This is a genomic window from Nonomuraea sp. NPDC026600, assembly GCF_040638335.1.
In the GTDB taxonomy this organism is placed as follows: Bacteria; Actinomycetota; Actinomycetes; order Streptosporangiales; family Streptosporangiaceae; genus Nonomuraea.
Map to the genome: position 1 here is coordinate 188,079 of NZ_JBEZYD010000018.1, position 12,207 is coordinate 200,285.

Here is a 12,207-nt window from a genome sequence, read left to right on the forward strand (position 1 = left end):
GTACTCAAAGTCACAGATGCAGCACATAGAGCGACGATCTCTGATAGCTGTGATCCATGTCTACCTGGATGCGGCGCACCGCCGCCGTCTTCACCCTGCCCCTCGCTCTGGCCGTCCTCGCCACCCCCGCTGGCGCCGCTGCCCGCAGCGCTCTGGTCCCCGCTCACCCGGCCGGGCTGCCGACCCCCATCACCGCGGCGAACGCCCGGACGGCACTGGATGTCCTGCTGGTGGCAGAGCCGCGACCGATGACTGGCTACAGCCGCGCCAAGTTCCCGCACTGGAGCGGCCAAGGAGAGGCGTGCGACACCCGCGAGGTTGTGCTGGCCCGCGACGGCCAGGGCGTCCAGCGCGACGAGCAGTGCCGCGCGACGGCCGGCAGCTGGTATTCCGAGTACGACGGCCGTACTCTCACCGCCGCCTCCCAGGTCGACATCGACCACATGGTGCCCCTGGCGAACGCCTGGCGCAGCGGAGCCGACACCTGGACCACCGCCCAGCGCAAGGCCTTCGCGAACGACCTGCAAAACCCGCAGCTCATCGCGGTCAGCGCGGCAAGCAACCGCGCTAAGGGCGACCAGAACCCCGCGCAGTGGAAGCCCGCGCTGCGCGGCTATTGGTGCACCTACTCCCGGGCCTGGGTGGACATCAAGCAGCGCTACGCTCTGGCCGTGACGGCCGAGGAGAAGACCGCCCTGGCCGGGATGCTGGACACCTGCCCGGCCGACGGCGCCCGCCATGGCCGGTAACACCCACTACGAAGACCAGGTCACCGCCGGGTCCGGCGGCGTCATGACCCAGGAGGTCGGGGTGGTGACCGGTGACCTCACCATCCGTACCGAAGCCGCCGTCGACGACGCCCAGGCGGTCCGGGTGCAGGTGCAGTACACCGGGGCCGAGGAGTGGTACACCCTCACCGGAAGCCCCGTCGCGCTGGCCGGCCGTTCCGCCGAGCAGGTGCACCAGGCGGCGCTACAGGCTGCCTGCGCGGGCGCGGACGGCGGAGTGACCGCCGCGCACCTGCGGTACTGACCCCCTTGCGCTGCAACGGCGCCCGCAGCCCGGACGGGCTGCGGGCCTTCTTGGTGGATCAATGAAAACGGGCCTCGGGGGCGTTCGCCCCCGGGGCCCGTGGTTTCCCTGCAGAAACGCTCACCCAGTCATTTCGTGTGGAGGTTTTAACCACTGGCATCGCCGTCCACCTCCGCACTGGAACCGGCCCCGCAGGCGACACCGAGCCGGCGAGCCTTGCGCCGCAGGATGGTGTGGAGCATGTCGTCGGTGATGACGGGGGCGGCGGCGTCCAGGCCTTCCAGGTGGCCTCGCGGATGGCCTCGCGCTCGGGCGGCCTCCAGCCGGGAGCGGCCGGTCGGCAGAAACAGGTGCCGGACGGGTTCGGCCGCGGCTGGGCCGGGGTCCCGTCCGGGACGGAGGGTGTCAGCGCTGGGTGGGGCGGCGAGCCAGCACCACCTGGAATTCGACCTCCTCCAGCAGCGGGCCGCCTGCGGCGAACTCCTGCAGCAGCGTCGTCGCCTCCTCCTCGAACTCCTCGATCGCCTCGCCGAACAACGGCCGGGCGGCGAACGAGGTCGAATACAGGTAGCCGATCACCTGCTCCGGCGTCCAGACGCGCTTGAGCGCGATGGGGTGCTCGCTCACCCGGGAGAACGCCGAGTCGGCCAGCACTTGCGCGTACGGCCGGTCGTGGTGGGCGTAGGTCTGGTCGCCGGCGCGGCGCTGTTCACCGAGGAAGTGTTGGATGAGTGTGCGCAGCGCGTCGGTCCAGGGGTTTCGGGCGGTCCACAGGCTGCCGTCGCCCATCACGGCGACCACGCCGGACTCGGCCACGTAGGTGTCGAGCTTCTTCAGCAGCGCGTCCTGATCCATCCAGTGGAAGGCGCGGCAGATCGTCACCAGGTCGGCGCGCCAGCCGAGATAGGGCGGGGTGAAGTCCTCGGCCTGCTGGTGGTGCAGGCGCACCTCCGGGATCAGGGATCGCAGGGCCGCGTTGGCCTGGGCGACCATGTCAGCGTCCGGTTCGACGGCGTCGATCTCGGTGAAGGTCTGGTGCAGGGCGGCGGGCACCTGGCCGGTTCCCGTTCCCAGGTCCAGCAGGCGGCGCGTCGGCGCCAGGCGGTCTGCTTCGGCCCTTAGCAGCTGAACGGCCTCGGCCGGGATGCCCAGCCGATACAGCCGGTAGTAGCGGGCGGTGCCGGCGAACTTGCTCATAGAACGACTCCCTTGTTGTCCAGTGTCGGTGATGGCGGTGTGGAGGGGTTCAGCAGGCCACGCACGTAGGCGACAGCGGCGGTCAATGTTGGTGCGACGTGCAGGCGCCCCGCGTCATCAGCCAGCTCGGCTGGCAGGGCCAGCGGATGATCGGTGATCCATTCGTTGATCCATACCGCGCGGGCGCCGGCCTGCAGGGCGGTGCGTACGTCGCACTCGACGCTGTCACCCAGGTGGATGATCTGTTCGGGTGACACGCCGTGGGCGGCGGCCACCGCGCGCAGGGCGCGCGGGTCGGGTTTGGCGTAACCCAGCAGGTAGGAGGGGTGGTGGCCGCTGAGGTAGGGCCGTAGCGTCTGGGCGACCGCCGAGGCTGCGTCGTCGGCGCGGGTGATGTTGGACAGCGTGGCCACCGGAAGCAGCCGGGCGAGCTCGGCCACCGCCTCGATCGCGCCCGGCCAGAAGTCGAAGCGGGGTAGCCGGTGATCGCGGGGGAAGGCGCCAGCGGGGATGTGCAGGTCCTGGCTTACCCGGCTGATGGTCTCGTCGTCCAGTACGTCCAGGGTGTGCAGGTGGCACTGGACGATTCGCCGGGCCTCGGCCTCGGGCAGCGGGAGGTCCTCGGCGAGCACGACGGTCAGGGAGGAGCCGCCCGGGGCGCCCAGCGTGTAGCCGATGTCCAGGGTGATCAGCTGCGGGGCGGGCCCGAGCGGTGGCGGGGTGGCCATCATGCGGCCCCGGTAGGATCGCACGGCTCGGCAGTTGAGCCGGCGGTGGTGCGTGCGGCCAACGACGCGACGATCACGGTCAGGCGTTGACGGCGCAGTTGCGGATCGGCGGCTTCGGCCAGCCAGGTCAGCAGATGCGTCAGCTCGGCCGGATCGTAGGCGGCCTCGACCAGGCCCGCCGCGCGCATCGCCTCGGCGACGTCGTCGGGGACGGCGGCTTTCCTGGCCGCGCGAAGGCGCAGGGTGCCGTTCCACGCCTGCCCGTCGGCCCAGTTGGGCACCTGCTGGCGGGGCAGCAGCACGGTGAGGTCGTCGAAGGACAGGATGCGGACGTTCACCTGCCGACCGTCGGGCAGGAGGAGTTCGCCGGACAGGAAGGTGTCGTAGCCGTCCAACCGCGCAGCGCACACCAGGTGCAGACCGTCCGCTACAGCTGGCCCCGTACCGAACCCCGTACTGGTGGGGCTGCTGGTGTGGCGGACGTGCCCGCTGACCGTGATGACCGGCCCGTGCTCGCTGGCTCTCATGGCGCCGCCCGGCGCGGGGTGCGGCCCAGCCCGGGCTCGTCCGGCAGGCGGACGCGCCCCTCAGCGACGGGCAGCGGTGTGGTGAAGTGGGCCTGACGGCGCGGCTCCCACTGGACCTGGTATTCCACCGCGCCCACCACGTCGGGATAGGCGCAGGCCAGCTGCAGCGCCGGGCCAAGCGGCCATGAGTCAGGATCGTGGCCATGCGAATGCTGATCCTTGGGGGTACCTGGTTCCTCGGCCGCGTGGCCGAGCAGGCTCTCAAGCGCGGCCACCAGGTGACCATCTTCACCCGCGGCAAATCCGGCCAGGACTTCCCCGGCGTCACGCCCAAGGCTGGGTGAGTACCCTGACCCCAACGGGCGGCATGACCAATCGCCCTGCTCCTCTGCGCTGTGAGAGCAGCGCTGGCTACGATGTGGGCTCTGCTGACAGATCGGAGACGCCCCGTGGATTCGGCCGTACCTGCTGTGCTGGTGTTGTGGGATGTTGACCACACGCTCATCGAGAACGGTGGCGTGAGCAAGGAGACGTACGCCGGGGCGTTCGAGCTGCTCACCGGACGGCCTGCGGAATTCCGAGCTGAGACTGACGGTCGTACCGATCTGGAGATCATGACAAACCTCCTCTCACGACATGGGGTCGAGGCCACCGAGTCACACATGACGCGGCTGCCCGAGGTCCTCCAAGCCTCACTAGCCGCGCGCCGCGACCGGCTGCGCGAGCTGGGTTACGGACTGCCCGGCGCGCAGGAGGCGATCACCGCGCTCAGCAGGGTGCCGGGAGTTATCCAGTCCGTGCTGACCGGCAACATCCAACCCAATGCGTTCGTCAAGGTCGAGGCGTTCGAGCTACACCAAGGGCTCGACTTCGAGGTCGGCGGGTACGGCTCCGACGACATCGTGCGGGCCAACCTGGTAGAGGTGGCTCGGAAGCGGGCCCGCGCCAAGTACGGCGTAGACCTTCAGACGTCGACGACCATCCTGATCGGCGACACGGTTCGTGACGTCCAAGCAGCACTGAATGGTGGTGCTGTCGCGATCGGTGTGGCTACCGGGCCGAACACGATGGCGGAGCTGCTGGCCGAGGGCGCCGAGGCGGCCTTCCCCGACTTGGTCGATGTGGCGGCTCTTGTGCGCGCGGTCACCGCGATTCAAGCTCGGGTGACTGCGGCGTAGGCGGCGTTGCGCTGTCGGACAGCCGAACCTGCCTCTGCTGGTGGAAGTTCGACTCCTGGATCGGATAAGAGGTTTCCCACGCTCGCTCGAAGCTGCGGATGTAGGTATCGAAGAAGTCTCCTCCGTCGACCCTCCTCAGGTGCAGGACCGGCGCAATGTAGCCGTAGGTGCCGTAGATGTGCTGGTTGATCAGCATCTCGTCGTCGTAGCGGAAGATCGAGTTGTACAAAGACGTCCGGTGCAGCCGGAACTCGATGCCGGGCACGTCAATCAAGGGGCTGTAGTAGGCCAGGGCCATCCGTATCCTGCCGGGGATCGCGTCGTAGAGCCGCTCTTCCACACCGCGCAGCGCCATCTCGGGCGTGTCCGGGTCGCCCATCATGATCCGCACCGACATGCCGGCCGCGGCCTTGTCTATCAGCACGGTGATGGACTCCGGGTTGTCCTCTGGCAAGAAGAGGCTCGCGTTGGCGAACAGCCACACGTGGCTGGTGGCGCGGGTGAGGAGATCAAGCCAGAGCTGGCGGGGAGTGGCCGAGCGGTGCGGATACAGGCGCACGATCTCCGCTTCTGAGGCGGTGGGAGGGTCGGCCGCCAATGCGGGCCAGAGGTAGGCGAGAGGGGCGTTCAGCGCTTGCGCTGCCTCGTGAGCTGTGGCTCGGCGAGGCGTTACGTCCCGAGTGATCCAGCGCTGGACGCTTTTGGGGTCTATACCCAGGTGAGCGGCCAGCGCCTCTTCGGTGAAGGGGCTGGCCAGTAGGGCGGCGCGCAGGCGTTCGTTGGCCATAGGCGTGATCCCGCGGGGGCGTTTGGGGACGTTGACTGCTTCACGCTAGGCCCCGCAACGTCCCCGAGCAAGCTCTGGTGACGTCCCACCATTCAGCGTTCGATCACTACCACACGACTTCATCAGCCAGAGCAGGCTGGAGGCTTGCAGTGGAAGACGGGCACGCGGCGGACGCCACCGTCCTGGAGGGCTTTCCCGACTGGTCAGCCACCTTCGACGGCATCACATGGACGGCACGCCACCCAGACCAGCGAATGACAGAGGCCGCCACCCTCTCCGAGCTTCTTGCGAAGGTCCGCTTGGAGGCGGCGCGATGAGAAGCGGTGCCGAGTCGACACCCCTACTCGCTCATGGCTGCCTCTGGACACTGATAGGTCGCTCAGCGCGTGGCACCATCCGGACAGAAGATCCGAACCGGGAGTCCTCGATCGCGGGCGGCGGCTACAACGTCAGCGGTGCCTCCGAAGCCGCGCGCGGGCAGGCCATCCCACACCGCCCACAGTTCGTCGGCGAGTTCGAGCATGCGCTCGGAGGCGGCCTGGTGGGATTGGCTGGTGGACTCGACGACGTCCATCTCGTGGACCTGGCGAGCGGCGGCGAACAGGGCGTCGTAGGTGGGCCAATGCTCGGCGGGAAATCCTTCACGGTACTTGTGGGCGGGCACCACGACCTCCAGGAGCCCATCGGCGTCGAGGACAGCGCGGGCGAAGAGGGCGTCGGCGCTGTCCGCGATGCACGACAGCCCGGTCACCTCCTGGTGGTCGAGGGCGGTGAGGGCGTCGCGGAGCTCGCGGTCGACGAGCTGTTCGACGGCGGACGGGAGAGCGCGGTGGCCGGTGGCGATGCGCCACATCATGCCCGGATTGTGTCAGCCGACCATGGCGGCCAGCAGCCGCTGATCGAACGTGCGGACGGCCGGGAGGACCGGGCCGGTGTAGGAGGTGCGGAACTTCCTAGCGGCCTGGATGACCCCTCGGCCCCGTACAGGACACCCGTCGACAGTGCCGTAGCGGCAAGGGTGAACGCCTCGTCGAACTGGCCCTTCATTCGCTTGACCGCCGCGATTTCCAGTATCAGGATTGCACGCTGTTTTTCGGCTGGCTGCGTCGCGGTGAGCGATTCGGAGAACGCGGTGAGCGCCTCACCGGGTTGGGCGAGCCGGACCGCGCACAGCGCCCGGTAGCCCGCCAGCTTCGCGGCGGTGAAGGGGAACACCCAGGGCCGGGGCGGGGAGGCGGCGCGTTCGCTCGCGGCAACCGCCTGCTCGGCCTCGGCGAGAGCCCTCCGGCAGGCGTTCCCGTCGCGGGCTGTGGCGTAAGCCAGGGCCTGGAGGCCCTCGGGTAGAGGCTTTTCCGCAAGCATCCGCAAGGCGGTGGAGTCGCGGCCGAGCTGGGCTCACCCTGAGTTCATGACCTCCACAGCCGCCGAGATCAATGACGAACAGGCCGACAAGCTGACCAGGGACCTCGCCGCCGTCGTGGAGCGGCTTCGATCACGGGGTTACCGCACTGCTCGTCATGAGCGTGCGGATCACCCTGAGCGAGAGGCGGTACGTCAGGCCGGGCCTTCTTGCGCCGGCGTTGGAGGTCTTCAAGGGCAGCGACCGCCGGGCGCTGGTGACGCCGGAGCGCGGAGGCTTTCGGGTCGTCACGGATAACGGCCGGACATTGGCCAGCGATTGGAGGACAGCCGTACCTGCGGTGGTCGACGGATGAGGTGGGATATCCCGCAGCCGTTCACCATCGAGGGCTGGATCGTGATGGACGGGGCCGGGGGCGGTTTCATCGCTTCCGTCGCGACACGGCGGGTGACAAGGTCAGCCTCGCGTGTGCAACGTCTCCTGCCGAACTGCGCGCCAGGGTGGCCAGAGGCGACGGGGTCCGGCCGATCGAACTTGCCACCCGGCAACCGCGTTGTCGGCCCCCGGGCGGCCTGCGCAACGTCAGTTAGTGCTCCAAGAATGAGGTCTACGCCCCGCATCACGACGACCAGAGGAGTGAACGTGCCCCCTCGATGGCTCACTGCGGCTGCCATCACCGCTGCTGCGGCCGGTATCGCCAGTGCCGCCTACCAGGCATTCAGCGAACGGGCAGACAGCCGGCGGTTTCCCCCGCCCGGCCGATTCGTCACCGTCCGGGGCCGCCGCCTGCATGTACAGGCCGAAGGCGAAGGCGGCCCGACCGTCGTCATCCTGCCCGGCATGACCGACAACGGCCTGGGCTGGGTCAACGTCCGGCGGGGACTGGCGCCCGGCCAGCGGGTGTGGCAGTACGACCGGGCGGGACTCGGCTGGAGCCAGCCCGCGCCATGGTGGGAGTGGCGCGGCGCCTCGGCGCTGGCCGACGAACTGCACGAGGTCCTGGAGGCGTCCGGGGAGTCCGGCCCCTACCTGATCGTCGGCCACTCGATGGGCGGGGAGATCGCCCGGCTCTACGCGGCCCGCCACCGCGGCCAGGTCGCGGGGATGGCGCTGGTCGACGCGCCTTCCGAGCGTATGACCTGGATGGCCGAGGAGTTCGGCCGGTGGCAGTACGGGCCCCTGCGGCACTGGCAGAAGGCCCTGACCTACGCCCTGACGCCGTGCGGCCTGGTCCGCGCCCGGCTTCGTCTGGCGATCCGGCGAGGCCAGGAACCGGACCTGCTGCGCCGGATGCGGCACCAGCTCCCGGCCGAGATGGTCGAGCTGGGCCTAGCCCTGGAGCTCACCAGCGGGCAGCGCCGTGCGGAGGTCCAGGAGGATCTGGGCCGGACAGGAGTGGTCACGGCGTTGGAGGCCGAGCGCACGCACTTCGGCAGCATGCCGCTGACGGTCATCTCCAAGGCCCCGTACCCGGCCCCCGGCACCTACTACTACGAATACTTCGCCAGCCGGTCGCCGGACGTGGCCGAGCGCTATAACCGCGTCTGGGCACGCATCCAAGCCGACCTGGCCAGCCTGTCCAGCGACAGCACGCTGATCGTTGCCGAGCGGGCCGCGCACAACATCCAGGTCGACGAGCCCGAGCTGATCGTCAAGGCCGTCACCGACATGTGCCACAAGATCCGCGACCACCAGCGCCTGTAAACGGCCACCAAGCCGACCAACGAGAAGGGGTTCATGATGTCCCAGACCATGACCGTGGTCGAGGTCGGTGAGGGCGTCGCGGAGCTCGCGGTCGACGAGCTGCTCGACGACGGGCGGCAGACCGCAGTGGCCGGTAATGGCGACGCGCAACGTCATGGCCCGGCGGTGTTAGCGCCTGGCCAGTGGCGCCGAGGCGAACGGTTCCCACTCGTACATCTGCCGGTCGCGGCCCAGCACGATCAGCTCAGCGCTGTCGATTCGAGCCGATGCTTGTGCGGTGTTCACCTCGGCGAGGGCAGCGGCGACAGGGGCCGCGGGGCCGCTCGCGTTGCTATAGGCGATCGTCACGTGGGCGGCGAACCCGTCCTCCGGTTCCGGGACGCTCGCCCATACTTCGGCGATGCCCTCCCTGATGGCGCTTCGCACAGCTGCCGGAGGGGCCGCAGGCGTGGCTTCCCAGCGGATAGCTTCCGGGGTGATACGGGGCCGGTCGAGCTTCAGCTCGAACTCAGGGATCGCGGCAAGGCGGCGGGTCGCCGCCTGGACAATCGCTCGCACGTCATGCTCGTCCACCTCATCGGTGAAGCCGAGTCCCTGCATGGTCAGGTGCAGCCATTGGTCGGGGACGAGGTCAAGGCCCTCGATTTTGGCCAGGCCCTGGCGGTATTCGTCGGCGATCCGATGGACTTCCGGGGCGTGCTGGAAGGTGAGGTGCCAGGTGTAGAAGCGCCGTCCGCGACTCCAGCCGGGACGCCACCACCAGTGATCCGCCATGTGCTGCTCAGTCATGATCGTATTTCCTCAGGCCAGTTCTTTCCCAGGGGCAAGGGCGAGTGCGCGAGGCAGCGACTCCAGGCTCCACGCTTCGATCTCTGCTTGGAGGCTACGCCCTGGACCGCTGTCGGCCAGCGGAGAGCGGGCCAAGGCGACGGCCAGCTCTCGCACCCGGCGGGTGAGCGTGTCGAGCCGCCGTTGTGGAGGCAGCGCAAGGACCGACCGCAGCGCCTGCGCAGCCCCATCGGGCTCCCCCAGCGCAAGGTGAGCGAATCCCTGCACGATGCGGACCTGGGCGGCCGTGCCGTACGCCTGTGGCTGTCGACTGCTCAGCGCTTCCTCACTTTCGCGCAGCGCCTCTGCTGGAGCACCGATCCGCAGCAGGACCGCCGAAGCGTAGTTGGATCGGCGGAAGTCCGAGCAGGAGAAGATGCCGGCGACTTCGTCGATCCCAGCCACCTGGCCGCGAGCGTCCGCCGCTCGGACAATCGCCTCTCGCGCTTCGCCTCCCGCGCCCAGGGTGGACCAGGCGTCGGCTTCCTGGCAGGCCAGCAGGATCCCTGCCGTCCCCTGAGGCTGGTAGCTGGCGCCGCGGCGAGCGAAGCCGATCGCCTCACGCAGCCGCCCGTCCCAGAATGCGATCTTGCTTCGGGTGGACAGGACCCACGCCCGCAGGTCGTTGCTTCCCGACAACTCGGCGCACAACCACGCGGTGCGTCCCTGGGTATCTGCGTCTCGGATCTGCCCCAGGTCGGAGCTGATCCATGCCAGCAAGGCGCACAAGTAGCCGGCCACGGCATACAGATCCGTGCTCTGACGCGGGTACTGCCGTCCCTCCAGCAAGGAGAAGACGCGGTCGCGAAGCGCCCGCACCGCGCCGAACACCGTGAGCGGGTCGCCGCTCAGGTAGCTGCTGGCCAGCGCTCGTGTGTCGGACAGGAGTTGTTCAAGCGCGATGTCGCCCACGTTGGAGGCCTCCGCCCATTGTGCCCAGGTAGCCGACTCGGCGGCGGCATGGTGGACGAACTCGGCTGTGCTGGCAGACAGCACCTGTTCGGCCGGTTCCGCAGTGGTGGCCGCAGGAGGTTCGGCGACGGAGTCTGGGCGGCTGATCAGCCGCAACTCGACGTCGGGAAGCTCGCGTCGGTCGTCCAGATCGAGCAGTTCGTCTACCTCGCAGCCGAAGACCTCGGCGAGCAGAACGAGCGCTCGCGCCGTGGGGCGCCGGCCGCCCTGAGGCCACTTTTCCCACTTGCCGACGAGCGAGGCGTCCGTGGCCAAAGCCCCATCAGGCCCGGACGCTGCCGGCACATTTACGCGGTCCGCGAGCTGCTGCAAGGTCCAGCCGTACGCATGGCGCCATGCTTCGCGCGGGCGCATCTGCCAGCGCGCTCGCATCTCCGCGGCGATGTCCGCGTGGCGGCACCCGCGCGCCAGCATTTCTTCGCGCAGAGCCTCGCGTTGGGCCCGTGAGCCTGACTTGGGGATTGCGGCCATCTGTGCTCCTGTGGCGGTGGCTTCCACGCATCACGGTAACCGCACCCCGCCTCGCGGCGGCTTGGCCAAAGCCGCCGGATCGTCCAAAAGCGCCGCCTCAACCAGATGTTCCAGCAGCTCAGCGCGACGTGGAGCTGTCCGGAAGACCTGGACACTACCGTCCGTGACCAGACCTCCCTCCAGTTGAGATGGTTGGCCCACAGCACCTGACCTCGCACTTCCGACCCGAAGGAAGTCCCGATGATCGAGCGCGTAGCAGCCGCCGAACGCCTCGCCGAACATCCCGCTGTACGAGCGTCACCCTTCACGAACTAACCCCCCGGCAGGCCCACTCCCACCGTGACCACGCCGCCCATCCCCGTACATGGCGGGTCACCAGGTCTGCCCAACGCCGGGGTCCCGGGACACTCACTGGCACCCGCCACCTACCCCCAGGTCGCGCCGGACAGATTCCCGGGGCCCCGGCCCGTCCCGTCCCGATCAGAGGAGTTCCCCGTGGTGCATCCCCTTCCTGGAACGCCCGCAGGCGAGATCCTGGATGCGATGACCCGTGGCCAACGCGCCATCCAGCGCTTGCAAGCCGAGCTGCGCAGCCACGGCGTGGAGACCTCGATCAGCTACCTCGGGGGGCGGCCCCGCCTCGACGCCATCACGTTGGCCGTGTGGACCGACGAGCACGGTGGAGAGTTGCGGTGGGCCATCGGTGATCCAGTGGACCTCGCGCCCGACGAGGCCACCGGCCACGCTCCCGCATGGGAGACCGAGGACACTGCCCGCCGGATCGGCGAGCAGTTGTCCGAGCTGGAAAGCGGCCACAACACGTCGGCGGCGGAGTCAGCGCGGTGAACCCGGAAGCCCCGGCCGAGCAGACGCTATGCCCCATGGTGCGCGCTACTCACGCCCACGAGCACAGGGACACGACCATGCCCGGGCCCGGACACTACGCACTGGCCGGGGACCTGGACGACACCGAGCACGCGGCCATCTGGAACGCCCCTGTCGGCCTGGCCACCACCGCCATGTGCGGCGCGCTCGCCGCGCCGTCGGCGACCACGGAGATAACGATCCCGTGGTGGTATCACACCTGCGCAGTCGCCTGCCGGCGGTGCGCGGAGCTCGTCATCGCCATCGGCTGGGCGCTGACGCTCGCCCCCTACGACGTGACCCGCGTCCGCCTGGATCGGTTGTTGGAAGCACGCGGTTGCGGCCCCATCAGCGATGAGCAGCGGAGGGCTGTGGGATGGGATAGGGGCGATTCCGCAGGGGAGCATCGGGACCGGGTGATCGCGCTCATGCAGCGATGGCACCTGACGCCTGCGGGCCTGGATGCCGTCAGCGACCGACTCGGCGCAGCAGACATGACCGACCAGGAATGGACCGAAGTTCTCAGCCCTCCGGCCGACTCGCACCCCAACTAGAGCGG

At 69.1% G+C, this 12,207-nt stretch carries 17 protein-coding genes; 8 read left to right on the plus strand and 9 right to left on the minus strand.

Annotation, left to right across the window (positions count from 1 at the left end; genetic code table 11):
• Window positions 1–56: 56 nt before the first annotated feature.
• Both AB0F17_RS35290 and AB0F17_RS35295 read left to right on the plus strand, forming a co-directional pair.
• On the plus strand, window positions 57–749 hold the full coding sequence (locus tag AB0F17_RS35290) for an HNH endonuclease family protein (protein ID WP_358031754.1): 693 nt from the start codon (window positions 57–59) through the stop codon (window positions 747–749).
• Window positions 739–1,032: a hypothetical protein gene (locus AB0F17_RS35295; RefSeq protein WP_358031756.1), complete on the plus strand. Its 294-nt coding sequence runs from the start codon at window positions 739–741 to the stop codon at window positions 1,030–1,032. Before AB0F17_RS35290 ends, AB0F17_RS35295 begins: the two co-directional genes overlap by 11 nt.
• 405 nt (window positions 1,033–1,437) lie before the next feature.
• Here the strand turns inward: AB0F17_RS35295 and AB0F17_RS35300 are convergent, their stop codons facing one another.
• From AB0F17_RS35300 to AB0F17_RS35315, 4 genes are read right to left on the minus strand one after another with little or no spacing between them, the layout of a single operon-like run.
• The gene (locus tag AB0F17_RS35300) at window positions 1,438–2,229 is read right to left on the minus strand and encodes a class I SAM-dependent methyltransferase (protein WP_358031758.1); all 792 of its coding nucleotides are present in this window, start codon (window positions 2,227–2,229) and stop codon (window positions 1,438–1,440) included.
• Window positions 2,226–2,960 carry an HAD family hydrolase gene (locus AB0F17_RS35305; RefSeq protein ID WP_358031760.1) on the minus strand — a complete coding sequence of 245 codons (735 nt, stop codon included), beginning with the start codon at window positions 2,958–2,960 and terminating at the stop codon, window positions 2,226–2,228. The genes AB0F17_RS35300 and AB0F17_RS35305 overlap by 4 nt, the downstream gene beginning before the upstream one ends.
• Entirely contained in the window at window positions 2,957–3,484 is a 528-nt protein-coding gene (locus tag AB0F17_RS35310) for a hypothetical protein (RefSeq protein ID WP_358031762.1), read from the minus strand. The genes AB0F17_RS35305 and AB0F17_RS35310 overlap by 4 nt, the downstream gene beginning before the upstream one ends.
• On the minus strand, window positions 3,481–3,612 hold the full coding sequence (locus AB0F17_RS35315) for a hypothetical protein (protein ID WP_358031764.1): 132 nt from the start codon (window positions 3,610–3,612) through the stop codon (window positions 3,481–3,483). The genes AB0F17_RS35310 and AB0F17_RS35315 overlap by 4 nt, the downstream gene beginning before the upstream one ends.
• Window positions 3,613–3,687: 75 nt before the next feature.
• Between AB0F17_RS35315 and AB0F17_RS35320 the strand changes: the two genes are divergently transcribed.
• Both AB0F17_RS35320 and AB0F17_RS35325 read left to right on the plus strand, forming a co-directional pair.
• Complete coding sequence (locus AB0F17_RS35320; RefSeq protein WP_358031766.1) at window positions 3,688–3,828, plus strand: hypothetical protein; 141 nt, start codon at window positions 3,688–3,690, stop codon at window positions 3,826–3,828.
• Window positions 3,829–3,933: 105 nt separating this feature from the next.
• Entirely contained in the window at window positions 3,934–4,662 is a 729-nt protein-coding gene (locus AB0F17_RS35325) for a haloacid dehalogenase-like hydrolase (protein ID WP_358031768.1), read from the plus strand.
• On the opposite strand, the gene AB0F17_RS35330 is transcribed toward AB0F17_RS35325, so the two are convergent.
• The 3 genes from AB0F17_RS35330 to AB0F17_RS35340 form a co-directional block, all read right to left on the minus strand.
• The gene (locus tag AB0F17_RS35330) at window positions 4,628–5,449 is read right to left on the minus strand and encodes a helix-turn-helix transcriptional regulator (protein WP_358031770.1); all 822 of its coding nucleotides are present in this window, start codon (window positions 5,447–5,449) and stop codon (window positions 4,628–4,630) included. The genes AB0F17_RS35325 and AB0F17_RS35330 overlap by 35 nt on opposite strands.
• A 379-nt stretch (window positions 5,450–5,828) precedes the next feature.
• Window positions 5,829–6,305 carry a hypothetical protein gene (locus tag AB0F17_RS35335; RefSeq protein ID WP_358031772.1) on the minus strand — a complete coding sequence of 159 codons (477 nt, stop codon included), beginning with the start codon at window positions 6,303–6,305 and terminating at the stop codon, window positions 5,829–5,831.
• Window positions 6,302–6,811, minus strand: coding sequence for a hypothetical protein (locus AB0F17_RS35340; RefSeq protein WP_358031774.1), 510 nt, complete (start codon window positions 6,809–6,811; stop codon window positions 6,302–6,304). The genes AB0F17_RS35335 and AB0F17_RS35340 overlap by 4 nt, the downstream gene beginning before the upstream one ends.
• 155 nt (window positions 6,812–6,966) lie before the next feature.
• Between AB0F17_RS35340 and AB0F17_RS35345 the strand changes: the two genes are divergently transcribed.
• Both AB0F17_RS35345 and AB0F17_RS35350 read left to right on the plus strand, forming a co-directional pair.
• A complete protein-coding gene (locus tag AB0F17_RS35345) occupies window positions 6,967–7,164 on the plus strand; it encodes a hypothetical protein (protein WP_358031776.1) in 198 nt (65 codons plus the stop codon).
• 287 nt (window positions 7,165–7,451) lie between these two features.
• Window positions 7,452–8,513 carry an alpha/beta hydrolase gene (locus AB0F17_RS35350; protein ID WP_358031778.1) on the plus strand — a complete coding sequence of 354 codons (1,062 nt, stop codon included), beginning with the start codon at window positions 7,452–7,454 and terminating at the stop codon, window positions 8,511–8,513.
• 168 nt (window positions 8,514–8,681) lie between these two features.
• Here the strand turns inward: AB0F17_RS35350 and AB0F17_RS35355 are convergent, their stop codons facing one another.
• Both AB0F17_RS35355 and AB0F17_RS35360 read right to left on the minus strand, forming a co-directional pair.
• Window positions 8,682–9,302: a 2'-5' RNA ligase family protein gene (locus tag AB0F17_RS35355; RefSeq protein WP_358031780.1), complete on the minus strand. Its 621-nt coding sequence runs from the start codon at window positions 9,300–9,302 to the stop codon at window positions 8,682–8,684.
• Between the two features lie 12 nt (window positions 9,303–9,314).
• On the minus strand, window positions 9,315–10,784 hold the full coding sequence (locus AB0F17_RS35360; RefSeq protein ID WP_358031782.1) for a helix-turn-helix transcriptional regulator: 1,470 nt from the start codon (window positions 10,782–10,784) through the stop codon (window positions 9,315–9,317).
• A 543-nt stretch (window positions 10,785–11,327) separates the two neighbouring features.
• Between AB0F17_RS35360 and AB0F17_RS35365 the strand changes: the two genes are divergently transcribed.
• Together AB0F17_RS35365 and AB0F17_RS35370 are read left to right on the plus strand one after the other, a co-directional pair.
• Window positions 11,328–11,630 (plus strand): hypothetical protein, encoded by a 303-nt coding sequence (locus AB0F17_RS35365; RefSeq protein ID WP_358031783.1) that lies wholly within the window; start codon window positions 11,328–11,330, stop codon window positions 11,628–11,630.
• Between the two features lie 35 nt (window positions 11,631–11,665).
• A complete protein-coding gene (locus AB0F17_RS35370; RefSeq protein ID WP_358031785.1) occupies window positions 11,666–12,202 on the plus strand; it encodes a hypothetical protein in 537 nt (178 codons plus the stop codon).
• Window positions 12,203–12,207: the final 5 nt, after the last annotated feature.